Origin of the sequence: Streptomyces curacoi, assembly GCF_001513975.1 — a bacterium.
GTDB classification, from domain to species: Bacteria; Actinomycetota; Actinomycetes; order Streptomycetales; family Streptomycetaceae; genus Streptomyces; species Streptomyces curacoi.
In genome coordinates this window covers 1-18,226 of record NZ_KQ947989.1, presented here as the reverse complement: position 1 = coordinate 18,226, position 18,226 = coordinate 1, and the positions used below count along the sequence as shown (strand labels likewise).

Annotated in this window: 17 protein-coding genes; 6 read left to right on the top strand and 11 right to left on the bottom strand. The window is 71.5% G+C overall.

All coding sequences use genetic code 11. From position 1 onward, the window contains the following. Positions 1-18: 18 nt before the first annotated feature. Entirely contained in the window at positions 19-1,236 is a 1,218-nt protein-coding gene (locus AQI70_RS20315; protein ID WP_062152088.1) for a saccharopine dehydrogenase family protein, read from the bottom strand. Positions 1,237-1,346: 110 nt separating this feature from the next. On the opposite strand from AQI70_RS20315, the gene AQI70_RS20310 reads away from it, so the two are divergent. Next, positions 1,347-2,045: a TetR/AcrR family transcriptional regulator gene (locus AQI70_RS20310; protein ID WP_062152085.1), complete on the top strand. Its 699-nt coding sequence runs from the start codon at positions 1,347-1,349 to the stop codon at positions 2,043-2,045. 51 nt (positions 2,046-2,096) lie between these two features. Here the strand turns inward: AQI70_RS20310 and AQI70_RS20305 are convergent, their stop codons facing one another. Beyond that, the gene (locus AQI70_RS20305; RefSeq protein ID WP_062152083.1) at positions 2,097-3,008 is read right to left on the bottom strand and encodes a LysR family transcriptional regulator ArgP; all 912 of its coding nucleotides are present in this window, start codon (positions 3,006-3,008) and stop codon (positions 2,097-2,099) included. 104 nt (positions 3,009-3,112) lie between these two features. Here AQI70_RS20305 and AQI70_RS20300 point away from each other — a divergent pair, with 104 nt between their 5' ends. Both AQI70_RS20300 and AQI70_RS20295 read left to right on the top strand, forming a co-directional pair. Then, positions 3,113-3,727: a LysE/ArgO family amino acid transporter gene (locus AQI70_RS20300; protein ID WP_062152081.1), complete on the top strand. Its 615-nt coding sequence runs from the start codon at positions 3,113-3,115 to the stop codon at positions 3,725-3,727. Between the two features lie 8 nt (positions 3,728-3,735). After that, on the top strand, positions 3,736-3,981 hold the full coding sequence (locus AQI70_RS20295) for a hypothetical protein (protein ID WP_062152078.1): 246 nt from the start codon (positions 3,736-3,738) through the stop codon (positions 3,979-3,981). Between the two features lie 3 nt (positions 3,982-3,984). Here the strand turns inward: AQI70_RS20295 and AQI70_RS20290 are convergent, their stop codons facing one another. The 4 genes from AQI70_RS20290 to AQI70_RS20275 all read right to left on the bottom strand — a co-directional run bounded on the left by AQI70_RS20290 (position 3,985) and on the right by AQI70_RS20275 (position 8,712). Next, positions 3,985-4,440, bottom strand: a complete 456-nt coding sequence (locus AQI70_RS20290) for a cyclic nucleotide-binding domain-containing protein (protein WP_062152076.1) — start codon at positions 4,438-4,440, stop codon at positions 3,985-3,987. 315 nt (positions 4,441-4,755) lie between these two features. Next, positions 4,756-4,977, bottom strand: coding sequence for a hypothetical protein (locus tag AQI70_RS20285; protein ID WP_062152073.1), 222 nt, complete (start codon positions 4,975-4,977; stop codon positions 4,756-4,758). Positions 4,978-5,013: 36 nt separating this feature from the next. Then, positions 5,014-7,257, bottom strand: coding sequence for an FUSC family protein (locus AQI70_RS20280; protein ID WP_208607406.1), 2,244 nt, complete (start codon positions 7,255-7,257; stop codon positions 5,014-5,016). A 69-nt stretch (positions 7,258-7,326) separates the two neighbouring features. Next, the gene (locus tag AQI70_RS20275) at positions 7,327-8,712 is read right to left on the bottom strand and encodes an NAD(P)/FAD-dependent oxidoreductase (protein ID WP_062152070.1); all 1,386 of its coding nucleotides are present in this window, start codon (positions 8,710-8,712) and stop codon (positions 7,327-7,329) included. A gap of 330 nt (positions 8,713-9,042) precedes the next feature. On the opposite strand from AQI70_RS20275, the gene AQI70_RS20270 reads away from it, so the two are divergent. Both AQI70_RS20270 and AQI70_RS20265 read left to right on the top strand, forming a co-directional pair. Then, the gene (locus tag AQI70_RS20270; RefSeq protein WP_244181752.1) at positions 9,043-9,639 is read left to right on the top strand and encodes a hypothetical protein; all 597 of its coding nucleotides are present in this window, start codon (positions 9,043-9,045) and stop codon (positions 9,637-9,639) included. 10 nt (positions 9,640-9,649) lie between these two features. Beyond that, positions 9,650-10,201 (top strand): fibronectin type III domain-containing protein, encoded by a 552-nt coding sequence (locus AQI70_RS20265; protein ID WP_062152063.1) that lies wholly within the window; start codon positions 9,650-9,652, stop codon positions 10,199-10,201. Positions 10,202-10,207: 6 nt separating this feature from the next. Here AQI70_RS20265 and AQI70_RS20260 read toward each other — a convergent pair whose 3' ends face one another. Next, positions 10,208-12,115 carry an AMP-dependent synthetase/ligase gene (locus AQI70_RS20260; RefSeq protein ID WP_062152059.1) on the bottom strand — a complete coding sequence of 636 codons (1,908 nt, stop codon included), beginning with the start codon at positions 12,113-12,115 and terminating at the stop codon, positions 10,208-10,210. Between the two features lie 151 nt (positions 12,116-12,266). On the opposite strand from AQI70_RS20260, the gene AQI70_RS20255 reads away from it, so the two are divergent. Further along, a complete protein-coding gene (locus AQI70_RS20255; protein ID WP_062152056.1) occupies positions 12,267-12,536 on the top strand; it encodes a DUF6480 family protein in 270 nt (89 codons plus the stop codon). A gap of 17 nt (positions 12,537-12,553) precedes the next feature. Here the strand turns inward: AQI70_RS20255 and glgB are convergent, their stop codons facing one another. The 4 genes from glgB to AQI70_RS20235 form a co-directional block, all read right to left on the bottom strand. After that, positions 12,554-14,767 (bottom strand): 1,4-alpha-glucan branching enzyme, encoded by a 2,214-nt coding sequence (glgB, locus tag AQI70_RS20250; protein WP_062152053.1) that lies wholly within the window; start codon positions 14,765-14,767, stop codon positions 12,554-12,556. Between the two features lie 4 nt (positions 14,768-14,771). Then, positions 14,772-16,133, bottom strand: coding sequence for a maltokinase N-terminal cap-like domain-containing protein (locus AQI70_RS20245; protein ID WP_062152050.1), 1,362 nt, complete (start codon positions 16,131-16,133; stop codon positions 14,772-14,774). A gap of 41 nt (positions 16,134-16,174) precedes the next feature. Next, positions 16,175-17,893 (bottom strand): maltose alpha-D-glucosyltransferase, encoded by a 1,719-nt coding sequence (gene treS, locus AQI70_RS20240; RefSeq protein ID WP_062152048.1) that lies wholly within the window; start codon positions 17,891-17,893, stop codon positions 16,175-16,177. A gap of 5 nt (positions 17,894-17,898) precedes the next feature. Further along, positions 17,899-18,226 (bottom strand): alpha-glucosidase C-terminal domain-containing protein (locus AQI70_RS20235; RefSeq protein WP_244181751.1); only part of this gene is annotated, 328 nt, incomplete at its 5' end.

The window sequence follows — 18,226 nt, the reverse complement described above, 5'->3', positions numbered from 1 at the left end:
GGATCCCGGCGAATTCGGTCACTGTTCCCGCATGCCCCACGGGGAGCCGTACGCGGTGAGCAGATCCAGGAAGGGCCGGGCGGGGAAGGCCTCCGGCCCCAGCACGCCCGCGCCCGACCAGGCACCGGTGGCGAGGAGTTCGAGGGCGATGACGGGGTTCACCGCGGTCTGCCACACCACGGCCTGGCAGCCGTACTCCGCCATGGACCACTGGTTGTCGACCACGTGGTACAGGTACAACTCCCGCGGCCTCCCGTCCTTGACGCCCCGCACCCAGGTGCCCGCGCAGGTCCTGCCGTGCATCCGCTCGCCCAGCGTCGCCGGGTCCGGCAGACACGCGGCGACCACGTCCCGGGGCGACACCCGCACCGGTCCCGCCGGGCTCGGCACGGTCACCGGCTCGGTGCGGTCCAGGCCCAGCAGGTGCAGCGTCTTCAGGGTGCGGACGAACTCCTCGCCCAGCCCGTACTTGAACGTCACCCGGCGCGCGTCGACCCAGCGCGGGACCAGCAGCACCTCCTCGTGCTCCACGTTCACACACTCGACCGGGCCGATGCCTTCGGGGAAATCGAACACCTCGGGCTCGCTGAAGGGCTCGGTGGTGAACCAGCCGCGCCCGGCCTCGTAGACCACCGGCGGATTGAGGCACTCCTCGATCGTGGTCCAGATGCTGAAGGACGGCGCGAAGTCGTAGCCGTCCACGGTGAGGTTCGCGCCGTCGCGGACGCCGATCTCCTCGATCTCGTCGAAGAGTTCGTCGGCCGCGTGCCGGGCGAAGACGTCCGACAGACCCGGCTCCACGCCCATGCCGACGAGGGCCAGCGCCCCCGCCTTCTCCCAGTCGGCCGCCTGCGCGAACTGGGTGTCGCCCAGCTTGACCCCGCACTCCTCGTACGGCCGCTCCGGATGCGGCCGCGACAGCGACATCGCCATGTCGACATACGTGGCCCCGGCCGTGCGCGCGGCCCGGAACAGCGGCATCACGAACCGCGGGTCGGTGGCGTTCAGGAGCACGTCGCACGCGTGCCGCTCCAGCAGCGCGGTCACCGCCGCCTCATCCCCGGCGTCGACGCGCTCGGCCCGGAACCGGGCGTCGCCGCCGAGGGCCGCCACCGCCGCCTCGGCGCGCCCGAGGTCGTGGTCCGCCACCACCATCGCCGCGAAGAACGGCCGCCGGGCCGCGATCCGGGTGACGGCGGTACCCACCCCGCCGGCGCCCACGAGCAGTACACGCATGACAAGACTCCCTCGGCTGAAGGTCTACGACGTGGTGGGGCCCCGCCGGAGATACAACGCCGCCCGTTCCCGTAAGGTCAATGGCGTTGGCATAAGCGTGGGAGGGCAGGGTGCCGAAACCGGTCGTTCCGGAGGAGAAGCGGCGACGCCGCCGTCCCACCAAGAGCGGCACCGTGCTGTCGGAGCGGCTCATCGTCGAGACGGCGCTGCGCATGCTGCGCGAACACGGCAGCGCCGGCCTGACCGCCCGCCGCCTCGGCCTGGCCCTCGACGCCGACCCGAGCACGCTGTACCGGTACTTCCGCGGCATGGACGACCTCACCCTCGCCATCGGCGACGCCCTCATCGGCCGGGCGCTGGAAGGCTGGGAGCCGACGGGGGAGTGGCGGGCGGACCTGCGCGAGGTCGGGTTGCGCATCCACGGCGCCTACGTCTCCCATCCGCAAGCCGCCGTACTGACGACGAGCCGCGTCACCGGCCGGGCCAACGAACTCGCCGCCGACGAGGCCGTGCTGGACATCCTGCGCACGGCCGGACTCCCGCTGCCGGACACCGTGCGCGTCTACCACGCCTTCATCGACCAGACGCTGGCCTTCGCCGCGCTCGACGCCGCGTCGCTGGCGCTGCCGAGCGCGTCGCTGCGCGCCGACGAGGACATGTGGCGCTCGACCTACGCGCGGCTGCCCCGCAGCACCTATCCCCGGATCGCCGAGGCGGCGCCCCTCCTGGCGACCCGGATGGTGACCAGTGCCTATCCGACCGCGCTGGAGATGCTGCTGGACAGCGTGGCCGCCCAGCTTGCGGCCTAGTGCTCCGCGTTCCCGCGCCCTTGGGAGCGCTGCCGAGCCGCCCCGATCCGCTCAGACCCGCAGTGCCTCGGCGGCCGTGGCGGTCACCGCTTCCGTCACCGCGGCCAGCGCCGGGGAGTCCAGCTTCCACTGCTGCCAGTACAGCGGCACGTCGACCGGCCGCTGCGGGGCGAGCTGCACCAGGCGGCCGTCCCCGAGGAGCGGTTCCGCCTGCACTTCAGGGATCAAGCCCCAGCCCAGTCCGGCGGCCACGGCCGACAGAAAGCCCTCCGAGGTGGGGACGTGGTGCCGTACCGCGCTCGCGCCGGTCCGCCCGTGCCGCAGCCTGCGCACGAACGCGTCCTGGAGGTCGTCGCTCCGGTCGAAGACCAGCACCGGCGCCCGCACGAGCGCGTCCCGCAGCGAGCCGCCGGCATACCGCTCCGCGAACTCCGGGCTCGCCGCGGCGAGATACCGCATCCGCCCCAGCGGACGCACGGAACACCCCGCCACGGGCTCCGGCGAGGAGGTCACCGCGGCCATCACCAGGCCCTCCCGCAGCAGCGTCGCCGTACGGCTCTCGTCCTCCCGCCGCAGCTCGAAGGCGAGCCGCGGCTCCTCCGGTACGCGGGTGAGGGCCGCCAGGAACCAGGTCGCCAGCGAGTCGGCGTTGACGGCGATCGACACCCGGGTCGCCTCCCCCTCGCCGCTCATGCCGAGCTCGGCCCGCGCATCCCGCTCCAGCCGGGCCAGCTGGCGGGCGAACCGGACGACGACCTCGCCCGACTCCGTCGGCCGCACCGGCTTCGTCCGCACCAGCAGCACCCGCCCCGTGCGCTGCTCCAGCGCCTTCACCCGCTGGCTCACCGCCGACGGCGTCACATGCAGCGCGGCGGCTGCCGCGTCGAAGGTGCCCTCGTCCACCACCGCGAGCAGCGTCCGCACCTGGTCGAGGGGGAGCTCCGTCAGCTCGGTCCGCGCCATCCCTGCCGTCCCTGTCTTCACAAGCCCTAGTTCTTCACGAGCGCTAAGGATACGTAAGAATCTTTAGCTGTACTCGCAGTGATCGTTTCCTTAGCGTCGATGCCATGACCAACGCCCTGACCGCCGCGGCCGCCGGATTCGGCACCGGCCTCTCGCTCATCGTCGCCATCGGCGCCCAGAACGCCTTCGTCCTGCGCCAGGGGATCCGCCGCGACGCGGTCCTCGCCGTCGTCGGCATCTGCGCCCTGTCCGACGCGCTCCTGATCGCCCTGGGCGTGGCCGGCGTCGGCGCGGTGGTCGTGGCGTGGCCCGGGGTGCTGACGGCGGTCGCGTGGGTCGGCGGGGCGTTCCTGCTCTGCTACGGCGCGCTCGCCGCCCGCCGGGTGTTCCGGCCGGGCGGCGCCCTGCTGACGGACGGCGAGGCGGCGGGGTCCCGGCGGCGGGCGGTGCTGACCTGTCTCGCGATGACCTGGCTCAACCCGCACGTCTACCTCGACACCGTGTTCCTGCTGGGCACCGTCGCCGCCGACCGCGGCCCGCTGCGCTGGACGTTCGGCCTCGGCGCCGTGCTCGCCAGCGTGTGCTGGTTCACCGCGCTCGGCTTCGGGGCGCGGCTGCTCAGCCGCCACCTCGCGAAGCCCGCCGCCTGGCGCGTCCTGGACGGGCTGGTCGCCGCGACCATGATCGCGCTCGGCGTCATGCTCATCGCGGGCGCCTGATCGCCGACATGGTCTCGACGGTCTTCCGCGGGGCGATCCTGCAGTCCGCCGCCGACGACGAGATGCGCGGCAGAATGCAGGGCGTCTTCATGGTCGTGGTCGCGGGCGGGCCGCGCCTCGCCGACGTGCTGCACGGCACGGCGGGTTCGGCCTTCGGCGCGCGTACGGCGACCGTGGGCGGCGGGCTGCTGGTCGTCGTCCTCATGCTGGGCCTGGCCGCCGCGGTGCCGGCCCTGCGCCGCTACCGCGTCTGAGCCTCAGAGCACACTGCGCCGATTCTGGCCGTACTGCTCCATCAGCCTGCCCCGGGTCATCTCCAGCCGGTGCGCCAGGATTTCGGCGACGTGCCGCACGAGCGACAGTCCGAGCGCCGGCTCCTCCTCGCACAGCCGGCGCACCGCCGCCGCGTCGAACTCGTAGGCGCGTACCGGGCTGAAGGCCTCGGCGCCGAAGTCCCACTGGTACGGCGGGAACAGCCAGGACCAGCCGAGCAGGTCCCCCGCGCCGAGGCTGGCGACCGTGACCCGCTGCAGGGACGTCACGCGCTGGTCGAGGGAGACGGCGCCCGAGCGGATGACCCAGAAGCGGTCGGCCGTGCCGCCCGCCTCGAAGATCCGGGCGTCCTCGGGGAAGGCGACCTCCCGGGCCAGCGACATCAGGCGCTCGCGCTGAGGCGGCGGAAGGGCGGTGAGCAGTTTGATCGCTTTGGTCATGACACGGGGCTCCTCGCCGGCGACTGGGGTTCCGGGGCTTTCCCTGCGTCCATTTCAGCCGCTGCCGCCGCGCTGAGCACCTCGGCGGAGGGCGGTTTCCGCCGGGGATCTGCGGGCGGCGCGTCGCCGAGGGTATGAAAAAGCCCTGGCTGGACGGGGGAGACCAGCCAGGGCCGTAGGTGGTGGTGCACGGGGGACGAATCCGGTCCACCCCGTGACCACGTATGGATGAACGGTAAACCATCTACGGGGATTGTGCGTAGCTGAGAGCGGGGTACGTGACCGGTTTCACTCCGCTCCGTGTTTCACCGCCCCTCAGGCCTCCTCGTAGTGCTTGCCCGGGGTGAGGATCTCCTCCAGCACCGTGAGCACGGCTTCGTAGGCCACTGTCCGTACGGCGGCGTCGCGGGCCCCCTCGGGGTCGGCCGACCTCAGCTTCTCGCTCCGCGCCCGCCATATCCGCTCCTCCTGCCGGGCACAGGCCCGGGCGCGCTGCATGCGCCGCAGCAGTTCGTCTGAGTCCACGACATCGGTCATGACTTCCGCGTACCCCGGTATCGCCCCGATGTGCCGTCACTTGTCCAGTGGCTTCACGGGCACCTCCAGGGGACGGGCCAGACCGGCCACCCCCTCGTCCAGGCGCTGCAGATGCCGCAGGACCCGGTCGGTGACCCGGCCGTAGCGCGGCGCGCCCGGGACGGCCCGTCCCAGGAGCGAGGCGATGCTCGGCCCCGTCTCGATCCGGGCCGTGGCGTGCTCGTCGGTGACATGGGCGGCGATCGCCTCGATGTTGTGCGCGATGCGCCCGGCGGCCCGGCGCAGCCGGGGGTCCGCCGCGATCGAGGGATGTGTGGGCAGCAGCTCGGCGGTCGCGGCCAGGGCACGCGCGTGGTACGCGCAGGTCTCCAGCAGCGCGACGACATAGCGGGCGGTCTCCCGCCGGGCCCGCAGCGGCGTCACCGGATGGGTGAGCGGCTGCGTGGCGGCCCGCAGATCGGCCAGCGCCTGGTCCAGGTCGCGGGCCTGCTCCAGCAGATCGACGGGCGCCCCGCCGCTGAGCTGGTCCACGGCGCCGCGGGTGACCTCGCCGAGCCGGTCCAGGACGGTGGCGAGGAGTTCGTTCGTACGGCGGTCCGTCCGCACCGGCAGCACGAACGCGGCCGCGATCACCCCGCAGGCCGCGCCGAGCGCCGTCTCCTCGATGCGCAGCACGAGTACCGAGAGGCTGTAGGTGTGCAGCAGGGTGTAGAGCAGCCCCAGCGCCGCGGTGACGAAGAAGGACACCAGCGTGTAGGAGAGCGGCGCCGAGTAGAACATCGCGAAGACGAACAGCAGGACCAGCGCGAAGGCCGTCCAGGTGTGGCGGCCGACGGCGCCCGCCAGCACGATGCCGGCCAGGACGCCGAGCACGGTGCCCAGCAGACGGCGATAGCCCTTGACCAGGATCTCGCCCGTGGAAGCGGTGTTGAGGAACACGATCCAGCAGGTCAGCACCGCCCAGTACCAGCGGTCCCGGGACAGCAGCTCACCGCCGACGATCGCCAGCGACGACCCCACGGCGACCTGCACCGCGGCCCGCGTGGTGGGCCGCCGCAGCCCCGTGGGCTCCTCCGGAGGCTCCTCCTCGTCGGCGTCGAGGACGGCGTCCTCGGCGTCCAGCTCCTCGCGCGAGCGTGCCGTGGCGGGGGTGTCGTCCGACTCGTCCTGCGGCCCGTCGAGCGCGATCCGCAGCCCGAGGACCGCGCGGGCGGCCTCGCCGATGCCCCGGAAGACGTCCTGCACGGCGGGCGACGCGTCCGGCAGACTCTCCTCGTCGCGATAGCCGAGGAGCCGGTTGCGGACATGGGACAGCGCGGCCCCGGGCGCCCGGCCGACGGGACGCAGGACGAGCAGGCGCAGCGCCCTGAGATCACGGCGCAGCGCGACGGTCGCCTCGTCCCGTACGGGCAGCCGCCCGCCCGCGGGCACGGGCGCGCCCGGCAGATGCAGGGCCAGCGTGTCCGCCCGCTCGGCGCCGCGGGCGCGCAGCAGCGCCAGCCCCAGACGCTCGGCGGCGATCTCGGCGTCCGCGACGCGCCGCTGGACGAGCCGGGCCACCGCCTCGTCGGTGGTCCCCTCCGCCAGCCGGCCCTGGATCAGCAGGGCCGTCTCGTGCAGGCGCGCGGTGCCCTCGCGCACACGCTCCAGCGCCCGGTCGGCCTCCTCGGGACCGGCGTCCAGCAGGTCGAGCTGCGCGGACAGCAGCTGGGCCAGCCGGGCGCGAAAGGCCGCGCGCAGCCGCCGCAGCACTCCCGTCGGCGTCTCGGGCACGACGGCGAAACGCACCAGCGCGCTGCAGACGAAGGCCACGGCGACCGCACCGCACAGCTCGGGCAGGTCGGCGACGGTGGCGCCGACGAAGAGGGACACGAAGTAGATCTGGAAGCCGATCAGCCCGAGCGCGGTGCCGCGGTCGCCGAACCTGCGGCCGTAGACGGCGCAGAAGATGAGCGCGACGAAGAACAGGTCGCCGGCCACCAGATGGCGGTGCAGCAGCGCCGCCAGGCTCATGGCGGCCAGCGCCACCGGCAGGCCCAGGGCGAGCGTGACGGCCTGCTGCCCGCGCTGCTTCTCCCGGATGGCGAAGGTGGCGACCATCGCCGCCATGGCCCCCGCCACCAGGTGGGCCACATCGGTCCCCAGCAGCGCGAGCACGGCGACCGCGAGGGCGATCGCGCCCGCCGTCCGCAGCCCGGCGGTCAGCCGCAGCAGCCCGGGGTCCGACGCCGCGACCCGGTCCCGCAGCCGCGCCCGGACCGGCCGTCCCGCTGCCCTCACGCCGTCGTACTCTCTCTCCCGCTCCGTCCCCGTTCGCGCCCCCGGCCCGGCCCGCCCGAGGCCGTCACCTCACTCGGCCGTCCCCGCGGGCCCGTCCTGCCCGGCGACGTGCGCCCGCAGCTGCTCCGGCGTCAGATACGCGTGGATGAACTCGAAGTCCTTCAGCTTGGCGGGACTGCGGGACTGGAATCCGGTGCGCACGAAGTCGTCCCCGGCGACGGCGTTGAGCAGCCAGTTCGTCATGACGCGCGTCTTGGCGACGTTGGTGCGCAGCGCCCCCCAGTGGTAGCCGCGGGCGACGGCCAGGGCGGGCAGGCCCTTCAGCTCGATGCCGAGCGGCTTGGAGACGGCGTCGCGGCCGCCGAGATCGACGACCAGCCCGAGGTCCTTGTGCTCGTACGGCCGCAGCGGCTGGTTGCGCAGGGTCGCGATGACGTTGTCGGCCACGACCTTGGCCTGGCGCATGGCGTGCTGGGCCGTGGGCGGGCAGATGGCGCCCTCCTCGTCCTTGGCCAGGTCGGGGACGGCGGCGGCGTCGCCGAGCGCGAACACGCCGTCGTTCCCGGGCAGGTTCATCTCGGCGGTGACCGCGAGCCGCCCGCGGACCGTCTCGGCGCCGAGCGTGCCGATCAGCGGGCTGGCGACGACGCCGGCGGTCCAGATCAGCGTGCGGGTGGGAATCACCCGCCCGTCGGTGAAGGTGACCTCCTCGGGACCCGCCTTCGCGATGGACACCCCCAGGGAGATCTCGATGCCGCGCCTGCGCAGGATCTCCTGGGCGTCCCGGCCCAGTTTCTCGCCGAGCTCGGGCATCAGCCGCGGCGCGATGTCGATCAGATGCCACTTGATGAGGCTCGGGTCGAGCCGCGGATAGCGCTTGACCGCGTTGTGGGTCAGCTGCTGCAGACACGCGGCGGTCTCCGTGCCCGCGTAACCGCCGCCGACCACCACGAACTGCAGCCGCGCGGCGCGCTCGGCCGGATCCTGGCTCGCGTCGGCGAGGTCCAGCTGGGAGATGACGTGGTCGCGGAGGTAGGCGGCCTCCGCGAGCGTCTTCATGCCGTACGCGTTGTCGACGAGTCCGGGGATGTCGAAGGTGCGGGTGACGCTGCCGGGGGCCAGCACGATGTAGTCGTACGGCTCGTTCACGATCCGGTCGGTGATGGTGCGCACCACGCAGACCTTGGCCGCGAGGTCCACACCGATGGCGCCGCCCGGGATGATCCGGGTGCGGTACCTGCGGCTGCGGCGCAGCGACAGAGCGATCGACTGAGGCGTCAGGACGCCGGAGGCGACCTGGGGCAGCAGCGGCAGGTAGAGCTGGTAGGAGGACGGCGTCACCAAGGTGATCTCGGCCTCGTCGGGGGAGAGTCTGCGTTCCAGCCGGCGAACGCAGCCGACTCCGGCGAAGCCTGCGCCAACCACCAGGATCCTGGGTCGTGTCACGGTGATCATCCCTTCTGCGGCTCCAGGCGGTCTGCCTCGACGTCGTTCGCCTGCCCCTGGATCGCTGCTTCGCACGCATCGATCCCACCGCGCCACCGGTCGTTCCGCCAGCCGGGAGCAGCAGGCAGATGAACCCGTCGTGAGCCACCCTGCCCCAACGGCCGCGTGGGCACACCGGTTCGGAAGTGAAAGACGTGTACGCGCGATCTCTTGACGGTTTATTGGTCTGGACCTAGCGTCCGAGTCGCTCGCCCAGATCAGGGGCCGCAGTTCATGTACGTGACCATTTGTGCGTGCGTGCGGTCCACCCCCCCACAGCCGACAGGAGGCCGGATGCTCATGCGCCTGCGCACCTTCACCGTCACCACGGCGCTGTGCGCCACGTCCTTGCTCGCCGCCCCGCACGCCTTCGCCGAAGTCGAGCCCGGCGGCTGGCAGTCGGTGTCCCCCGGACACACCGTGCAGGAGCGGGGCTGCGGCCAGGTCGACGGACTGACCTTCCGGCTCACCTGCTCCACCGCCGGCGGCGACCAACGGGCTGAACGGCGCTATGCCACCTACACCGGAGGAACGCGCCAGTTCGAGGGCTACTTCCGCATCACCAGCCTCACCGGCACCCGGATCAGCCTCAAGCAGACGTTCCACGAGTCCGCCCCCGGTCCCTACTTCATGCTCGCCGTCGAGCGCGGCGGCAGGCTGTACGCGGTGCACGGCGGCGCGACCCTCTCCCACGCCGGAACCGTCGGAGCGACCGTGCGCGTCAACACGGTCCACCAGGTCGGCGCCGAGCACCGCACCTACATCAACGGCTCCCTCAAGCACACCTACGCCAGCCCCGGTGGCAGCTTCTACGACAAGTTCGGCGCCTATCGCACCAACAGCGGCAGCGGACCGGCCACCGTGGAGTGGAGCAACATCCGCTTCTGGCGCAAGTAGCGGCCGCCGTATGCGAGGCAGAGCACGCATCGCGGCGTCGGCAGCGCTGATCCTGGCGCTGCCGGCCTGCTCGGCCGACACCGGACAGCCCCTACGAGGCGTCCTCACGACACCCACCGACATCGATCTGCACTGGCGGGACGCCGGGAACGAGGTCGCCGGCCATGTCCTGGAGTTCGCGACCGAGGCGGGCGGGCCCTACACCGTCCTGCAGTACCTCGCCCCGCACGTGACGCACTACCGCCACCCCGACCTCATGCCGCACACCACCTTCCACTACAGGCTGCGGTCCTACCGAGGTCCAACCGTCCGTCCGGCCCGGGCCGACCGGCCGGACGGCATCCGCTTCACCTGGACCGACCGCTCATCCGACGAGGACGGATTCCTTCTGGAGATGCGCACGGCGGACAGCACCGGATACGAACCCGTCGCCGTGGCCGGCCCGGACATCACCGCCACCACACTGGTCACCCTGCCCGGTGAGAAGCGCGCCTCCTTCCGGATCCGCGCCTTCGTCCTGGGCGAGCACTCCAACGTCGTACGCCTCACCACGGGCGAGTAGGCGCGCTCAGCCGAAGACGTTGTCCGCGTCGTCCCAGAGTGCCGACTCCTCCGACACATGCTCCCGGGACGCGCGCGAGCGAGCCTGGTACATCGCGTCGATCTGCGGCGCGTAGTGCCGCACGATCGCGTCCCGGCGCAGCTTCATCGACGGCGTCAGCAAGCCCCTGGCCATGTCGAACGGCTCGGGCAGCACGCGGAAGACGCGAATGGACTCCGAGCGCGACACCGCGCTGTTGGCGGCGGCCACGGCCCGGGCGATCTCCTCCCGCAGCGCGTTCTCCTCCCGTGCCTCCCGGACCCGCGCGTTGCTGCGCACCGCGAGACCCTCGCGCCAGTACGCCAGGAAGTCCGGGTCCAGCGTGATCAGCGCCCCGACACAGGGCCGGTTGTCACCCACCACCACCGCCTGGTGGACCAGCGGATGCATCCGGAGCCGCTGCTCCAGCAGCGCCGGGGAGACGCTCTTGCCGCTGCTCGTGATGATGACGTCCTTCTTGCGGCCGGTGATCGTCAGATAGCCGTCGGAGTCCAGCCGCCCGAGGTCCCCGGTGGCCAGCCAGCCGCCGCGCAGCGCCGCCCGTGTCGCGGCCTCGTCGTTGACGTAGCCCTGGAACACCGACGGCCCCCGCACCAGGATCTCCCCGTCGTCGGCCACCCGGATGTCCACGCCCGGCAGCGCCCGGCCGACCGTCCCCGACAGCTCCCGGCCCACCGGCTGCGCCGTGACCGCGCCGCAGGTCTCGGTGAGGCCGTATCCGTCGTTCACATAGATGCCGATCCCCTCGTAGAACAGGCAGAGTTCACGGTTCAGGGACGAGCCGCCGGACGTCGCGTACATCACCCTGCCGCCCAGCGCGGCCCGCAGTTTGCGGTACACCGTCCGCTCGTACAGGGCGTGCTGCAGCCGCAGATCGAAGCCGGGCCCGGCCCCGCCGCCCTGCCGCTGCCGTTCCAGCGCCGCCGCGAAGTCCCGCGCCGTGTCGGCGGCCCGCTGGAACAGCGCGCCGCGGCCCGCCTGCTGAGCCGTACGCAGGAAGTTCTTGTAGATCTTCTCGAAGATCGACGGTACGGCACAGATATAGGTCGGGCGGAAGGTGCGCAGGGCCGACGACAGCGCCGTCTCGCTCAGGTCGGGCTCGTGCCCCATCAGGATTCCGCCGCGGACGCACAGGGTCTGGACCAGGAGACCGTACACATGGGAGAAGGGCAGGAAGGCGAGCAGCGATCCCTGCTGCCGGCCGGGCGGGATCACCAGGTGGCCCCAGCCCGCCAGGAGCGTGTCGCAGGGGCTCGCCAGATTGCGGTGGCTCAGCGCGCAGCCCAGGGGACGGCCGGTGGTGCCGGAGGTGTACATGACGGCGGCGGTGGAGTCCGGCAGCACGATACGGCGCAGCGACTCGACCGTGGTGAGCGGCACGAACTCGCCCCGCTCCACGAGCTGCCCGAGCCCGCCCGCGTCCAGCTGCCACACATGGCGCAGTTGCGGCAGCGATCCGCACACGGAGCCCACCGTCATGACGGCCTGCTCGTCCTCGACCACCACGGCCACGCATTCGGCGTCCCGCAGGATCCACTCGACCTGGTCGCGCGAGGCCGTGGGATAGATGGGGACCACTTCCGCGCCCACCGCCCACAGCGCGTAGCTGAGCACCGTCCACTCGTAGCGCGTGCGCGCCATGATGGCCACGCGCCGACCCGGAGAGATCCCGGAGGCGATCAGCCCCTTGGCCAGATCGGTCACCTCGTCGCGCAGTTCCACGGCGGTCACCTCCTCCCACGTGCCGGCGGAGGGATCGGGGCGGCGCGCGAGCATCGGCAGCGTGGGATGGAGGGCCGCCGTCTCGAAGACGCTGTCGGCGAGCCCGCCGCTCAGCGGCGTGACGGTCCGGGGAGCGAGGCCGAGGTCGCGCATGCGCTGCTCCTGATGTGTACCGGGTGTGACATCACCGATGAGTACGGTTATCGGCGGTGCCCGAATCTAACCCAGCTGCGAGCGCCCGGTGCCGGGAACTGACAATTGACCTCGTTTGGTGATCTCGGCGCCATGGGGGAACCCGGGAGGCATGACGTACCCGAACCCTGATCCGAATGCCGACCCGGACCGCCGTCCGAACCCCGATCCGGAGCCGGACAGCACCACCGGCCTGGAACCCGGCGGCGGCGTACCCCCGGGCGAGACCCCGCCCGCGGAGAGCAGCATGCCCGGCGCGGGCCCCCGCGAGACGCACAACCCGCCCACGGGCTGGGCCAAGGCGCCCCTGACCCTGATCCTCCTCCTCGTGGTCGTGATCGCCGCGTTCTTCCTGATCTACGCCATCGTCCTGATCGTCTGAGCCCCTGCCCGGGCACATCAGGGGCAGGGGGACAGGTACACCGTGGCCAGCGGAGGCAACGTCAGGCGAACGCGGCCGTCCTCCGGCTTGACCGGATCGGGGTTGGTGACGTCACTGCCGCCGTAGCGCGCGGCGTCGGTGTTGAGGGTCTCCTGCCAGGCGTTGACGTGGTCCGGCACCCAGAGGCGGTAGTCGTGGCGGACGACGGGGGAGAAGTTGGAGACGCACAGCAGGGCGTCGCCCTCGGCGTCGTACCGCAGGAAGGCGAAGACGTTGTCGTCGGCCGCGTCCCCGAGGGACCACTGGAAGCCGCCGGGGTCGGTGTCCCGCTCCCAGAGGGCCGGGGTCGCCCGGTAGAGCGTGTTGAGGTCACGGACCAGGTCCTGCACACCCCGATGGTCGCCCGCGGACGCGTACCCCGGATCCAGCAGCCACCACTCGGGCCCGTGCGCCTGCGACCATTCGGCACCCTGCGCGAACTCCTGCCCCATGAACAGCAGCTGCTTGCCGGGGTGGGCCCACATGAAGCCCAGGTAGGCGCGGTGGTTGGCACGTCGCTGCCACCAGTCGCCGGGCATCTTGGAGACCAGCGCCTGCTTGCCGTGCACCACCTCGTCGTGGGAGATCGGCAGGACGTAGTTCTCGCTGTAGGCGTACACCATCGAGAAGGTCATCTCGTTGTGGTGGTACTTGCGGTGCACCGGCTCCTTGGCGATGTACTCCAGCGAGTCGTGCATCCAGCCCATGTTCCACTTCAGCCCGAAGCCCAGCCCGCCGCTGTCGGTCGGCCGGGTCACCCCGCCCCAGGCGGTCGACTCCTCCGCGATCGTGACGACCCCGGGGTTGCGCCGGTACACGGTCGCGTTCATCTCCTGCAGGAACCGCATCGCGTCCAGGTCCTCGCGCCCACCGTAGGCGTTCGGCGCCCACTGGCCGGACTCCCGCGAGTAGTCCAGGTAGAGCATCGAGGCGACGGCGTCCACCCGCAGCCCGTCGATGTGGAACTCCTCGCACCAGTACGTGGCGTTGGCGACGAGGAAGTTGCGCACCTCGGTACGTCCGTAGTCGAACTCGTACGTCCCCCAGTCCGGGTGCTCGGCCCGCCGCGCGTCCCCGGGTTCGTACAGCGGGTCCCCGTCGAACCGGCTCAGCGCCCAGTCGTCCTTGGGGAAATGGGCCGGCACCCAGTCCATGATCACGCCGAGGCCGGCCCGGTGCAGGGCGTCGACCAGGTACTTGAAGTCGTCGGGCGTGCCGAGGCGGGCCATGGGCGCGTAGAAACCGGTGACCTGATAGCCCCAGGAACCGGCGAAGGGATGCTGCGCCACCGGCATGAACTCGACATGGGTGAAGCCGAGGTCCTTCACGTAGGCCGGAAGCTGTTCGGCCAGTTGACGGTACGTCAGTCCGGGTCGCCAGGACGGGAGATGGACCTCGTAGACCGAGAAGGGGGCCTGGTGCACCGCGACGTCGCCCCGGTGCGCCATCCACTGCTCGTCGCCCCACTCGTAGTGCGAGGCGTGCACGATCGACGCCGTGTCCGGCGGGACCTCCGCACGGCGGGCCATCGGGTCGGCCTTCAGGAACCGGCCGCCGTACCGGGAGGTGATCTCGAACTTGTACCGGGTGCCCTCGCCGATCCCCGGCAGGAACAGCTCCCACACACCGGACGCCCCGAGGGACCGCATCGGGAACGCCGTGCCGTCCCAGTGGCAGAAGTCCCCGGCCACCCGCACGCCCCGGGCGTTCGGCGCCCAGACCGTGAACCGGGTGCCGGTCACGCCCTGGTGGGTCATCGGCTCGGCGCCGAGCGCCTTCCACAGCTGCTCGTGCCGGCCCTCGCGGATGAGATGGAGGTCGAGCTCGCCGAGGGCCGGCAGGAAGCGGTAGGGATCGTGGACCTCGCGCTCGTCGGACTCGTCCTCGGCGTACGCCACCAGCAGCGTGTACGCCGGGATCGCGGCCAGCGGAAGAACGCCGGAGAAGAGGCCGCCGCCCTCCGACACGAGCCGGGTGCGCTCGCCGCCGACCACGACGCTCACCGCACGCGCGAACGGGCGCAGCGCCCGGAAGGCGATGCCGCCCGGGACCGGATGCGCGCCGAGCAGCGCGTGCGGATCGTGGTGGGCGCCCGCCAGCAGGCGCTCACGGTCGGCCGGGTCGAGGGCGGGCGCGGTGGCGCACCGGCCGGGTCCGGCCGGCTCGGGGGGCGAGGTCTCGTGCAGGGCCATCGGGTCAACTTCCTCTCACGGCGAGGCGTTCGATCGCCGCCATAGGTACGGGCAACCAGTCGGGTCGGTGCCGGGCCTCGTACAGGACCTCGTACACGGCGCGGTCCGTCTCGTACGCACGCAGCAACCCGTGCTTCTTGCGGGGATCCCATCCGGCGAGGGAGGCATAGCCCGCGCAGTAGGCCTCCCGGCAGCGGCGCGCCCACTCCGGACGCCACGGGCGGCGCTGCCGGGCGGCGTAGTCGAAGGAGCGCAGCATGCCGGCGATGTCCCGCACCGGCGAGTGGACACCGCGCCGCTCGGCGAGCGGGCGGGACGGCTCGCCCTCGAAGTCGATGACGAACCACTCACGGCCGGCCCGCAGCACCTGACCCAGGTGCAGGTCGCCGTGGATGCGTTGGGCGGGCGGCCCGGGATCGCAGGTGGCGAGCGCGCCGAAGGCGGTGCGCAGGCCGGGGACGTACGGCTGGAGCGCCGGGACGAAGTGCGCGGCGATCTCCAGGCGCTCGGTCATCGCCGCCGCCGTACGGCCGTTCTCGCCACGGGACAGGGAGGGGAAGGCGGATGCCAGTGCCAGGTGCACCTCCGCCGTCGCCCGCCCCAGCTGACGGGCCTCCGCCGTGAAGTCGGCACCCGAGGCCAGCGCGTCCAGCGCCAGCGTCCAGCCGTCGGAGGCGTCCCGCAGGAACGGCTGCAGTACGCCGAGCGTCGCCTCCCAGGGGTGCGTCGTGCGGAACCAGGCCACCGGGGCCGGGACGCGACGGCAGCCCTGCCCGGCGAGCGCGCCGGACAGCTCCAGGTCGGGGTTGACGCCGGGCTGGATGCGCCGGAAGAGCTTCAGGATGAACGTGTCTCCGTACACCAGCGAGGAGTTGGACTGCTCGGCGTCCAGCAGCCGCGGCACGAGCCCGGCCGGCACCGGCACGGACGGGTCCGCCTCGAAGCGCAGCGGGCCCGCCGCCCCGGGGTGCCGCAGCCGTTCCAGGAGCAGTTGGGCCGACCGGGGGTCCTGCAACGCGTCGAAGATCGTCAGACCGGCCAGCGGCCCCTCCTCCGCCCGCCCGATGAGCGCCCGGCCGAGCCGCGGCGACAGGTGCTGCCGCACGCCGAGCACCAGCTGGTAGCAGTCACCGGTGGGCGGAGCGCCACCCGGCGCGGGGACCGCCGAGTGACCGGCGTGCACCAGCAGATGCAGACAGCCCGGGAACAGCTCCGTCATCGACAGCAGCGCGAGGTCCGTGACGGGCCGGTCCTTGCCCGCGAACCAGCGCTGCCGTGGCAGCCATTCGCGCAGCAGTCCGGCGAGCGAGGCCATCGGGCTGGCGTCGACCGTACGGCTCGGTCGGGGAGATGCGGTCTTCTGCATGGTGACGCGTCCTTTCCTCGGCACACGCTCGAAGCTCACGCTCAAAGTCGTCGGCCGATGCGGGATGCGACTCGGGTGAGCCGGAACCAGTAGAAGCCGTGGCCCCCGAGGGTCAGCAGATACGGCAGTTCGCCGATGGCCGGGAAACGGACCCCGCCGAACAGCTCGACCGGGTGACGTCCGCTGAACTCACGCAGGTCGAGCTCGGTGGGCTGCGCGAAGCGCGCGAAGTTGTTCACACACAGCACCAGGTCGTCCTCGTACTCGCGCAGGAAGGCGAGGACCGCCGGGTTGGAGGAGTGCAGCTCGGTGTAGGAGCCGAGTCCGAAGGCCGGGTTCTGCTTGCGGATCTCGATCATCCGGCGGGTCCAGTGCAGGAGCGAGGACGGGGAGGCCATGGAGGCCTCGACGTTGGTGACCTGGTAGCCGTAGACCGGGTCCATGATGGTCGGCAGATACAGCCGTCCCGGGTCGCAGGTGGAGAAGCCGGCGTTGCGGTCCGGGGTCCACTGCATGGGGGTGCGGACGGCGTCGCGGTCGCCGAGCCAGATGTTGTCGCCCATGCCGATCTCGTCGCCGTAGTAGAGGATCGGGCTGCCCGGGAGGGAGAGCAGCAGGGCGGTGAAGAGCTCGATCGAGTGACGGTCGTTGTCCAGCAGCGGGGCGAGCCGCCTGCGGATGCCGATGTTGGCGCGCATGCGGGGGTCCTTGGCGTATTCCGCCCACATGTAGTCGCGTTCCTCGTCGGTGACCATTTCGAGGGTCAGCTCGTCGTGGTTGCGCAGGAAGATGCCCCATTGGCAGCCGGAGGGAATGGCCGGGGTCTTGGCGAGGATTTCCGAGACCGGGTAGCGCGATTCCCGTCGGACAGCCATGAAGATCCGCGGCATGACGGGGAAGTGGAAGGCCATGTGGCACTCGTCGCCGCCGGACTGGAAGTCGCCGAAGTAGTCGACCACGTCCTCCGGCCACTGGTTGGCCTCCGCCAGCAGCACCGTGTCCGGGTACATCGCGTCGATCTCTCGGCGGACGCGTTTCAGAAATTCATGGGTGGCGGGCAGGTTCTCGCAGTTCGTGCCTTCTTCCGCATAGAGATAGGGCACGGCATCGAGCCGGAAGCCGTCGATTCCCAGGTCCAGCCAGAAACGGAGGGCGGCCAGGATCTCCTCCTGCACGGCCGGGTTCTCGTAGTTGAGGTCGGGCTGGTGGGAGAAGAAGCGGTGGAAGAAGTACTGCTTGCGGACGGGATCGAAGGTCCAGTTGGAGGCTTCGGTGTCGACGAAGATGATGCGGGCGTCGGCGTATGCCTTGTCGTCGTCGGCCCACATGTAGTAGTCGCCGTAGGGGCCGTCGGGGTTTTTCCTCGACTCCTGGAACCACGGGTGCTGGTCGCTGGTGTGGTTCATGACGAAGTCGATGATGACGCGCATACCGCGCTGGTGGGCGGCGTCGACGAATTCCACGAAGTCGGCGAGGTCGCCGAACTCGGGCAGGACGGAGGTGTAGTCGGAGACGTCGTAGCCGCCGTCGCGCAGGGGTGATTTGAAGAAGGGCGGCAGCCACAGGCAGTCGACGCCGAGCCATTGCAGGTAGTCGAGTTTGGCGGTCAGGCCTTTGAGGTCGCCGACGCCGTCGCCGTTGCTGTCCTGGAAGGAGCGGACCAGGACCTCGTAGAAGACGGCGCGTTTGAACCAGTCCGGGTCGCGGTCCTTGGCGGGAGTGTCCTCGAAGGTGTCCGGCACGGGCTCGTTGACGGTCATGACGCTCAGGACCCTCCGATCTGGGGTGGCGATGCCTGGACGTGGAGCACGTGCGCGGGCGCCCTGCCGGGCGCCAGGCGGACGTAGTTGGTTCTGCCCCAGCGGTAGGTCTCACCCGTCAGTTCGTCGTGCACGGACAGGGAGGCATCCCAGTCCAGGCCGAGTTGCGGCATGTCCAACGAGACCGTGGCCTCCTGGGTGTGGTGAGGATCAAGGTTCGCGACCACCAGCACCGTGTCCGGGCCCGTGCGTTTGCTGTACGCGATGAGCGCGTCGTTGTCGGTGTGGTGGAAGCGGAGGTTCCGGAGCCGGTGGAGGGCGGGGTGGCTCCTG

Excerpts from the sequence above, each read along its gene's own strand:
- AQI70_RS20315 (WP_062152088.1), bottom strand. The coding sequence starts at position 1,236 with ATGCGTGTACTGCTCGTGGGCGCCGGCGGGGTGGGTACCGCCGTCACC.
- AQI70_RS20305 (WP_062152083.1), bottom strand. The coding sequence starts at position 3,008 with ATGGCGCGGACCGAGCTGACGGAGCTCCCCCTCGACCAGGTGCGGACG.
- AQI70_RS20300 (WP_062152081.1), top strand. The coding sequence starts at position 3,113 with ATGACCAACGCCCTGACCGCCGCGGCCGCCGGATTCGGCACCGGCCTC.
- AQI70_RS20295 (WP_062152078.1), top strand. The coding sequence starts at position 3,736 with ATGGTCTCGACGGTCTTCCGCGGGGCGATCCTGCAGTCCGCCGCCGAC.
- AQI70_RS20290 (WP_062152076.1), bottom strand. The coding sequence starts at position 4,440 with ATGACCAAAGCGATCAAACTGCTCACCGCCCTTCCGCCGCCTCAGCGC.
- AQI70_RS20285 (WP_062152073.1), bottom strand. The coding sequence starts at position 4,977 with ATGACCGATGTCGTGGACTCAGACGAACTGCTGCGGCGCATGCAGCGC.
- AQI70_RS20275 (WP_062152070.1), bottom strand. The coding sequence starts at position 8,712 with ATGATCACCGTGACACGACCCAGGATCCTGGTGGTTGGCGCAGGCTTC.
- AQI70_RS20270 (WP_244181752.1), top strand. The coding sequence starts at position 9,043 with ATGCGCCTGCGCACCTTCACCGTCACCACGGCGCTGTGCGCCACGTCC.
- AQI70_RS20265 (WP_062152063.1), top strand. The coding sequence starts at position 9,650 with ATGCGAGGCAGAGCACGCATCGCGGCGTCGGCAGCGCTGATCCTGGCG.
- AQI70_RS20260 (WP_062152059.1), bottom strand. The coding sequence starts at position 12,115 with ATGCGCGACCTCGGCCTCGCTCCCCGGACCGTCACGCCGCTGAGCGGC.
- AQI70_RS20255 (WP_062152056.1), top strand. The coding sequence starts at position 12,267 with ATGACGTACCCGAACCCTGATCCGAATGCCGACCCGGACCGCCGTCCG.
- glgB (WP_062152053.1), bottom strand. The coding sequence starts at position 14,767 with ATGGCCCTGCACGAGACCTCGCCCCCCGAGCCGGCCGGACCCGGCCGG.
- AQI70_RS20245 (WP_062152050.1), bottom strand. The coding sequence starts at position 16,133 with ATGCAGAAGACCGCATCTCCCCGACCGAGCCGTACGGTCGACGCCAGC.
- treS (WP_062152048.1), bottom strand. The coding sequence starts at position 17,893 with ATGACCGTCAACGAGCCCGTGCCGGACACCTTCGAGGACACTCCCGCC.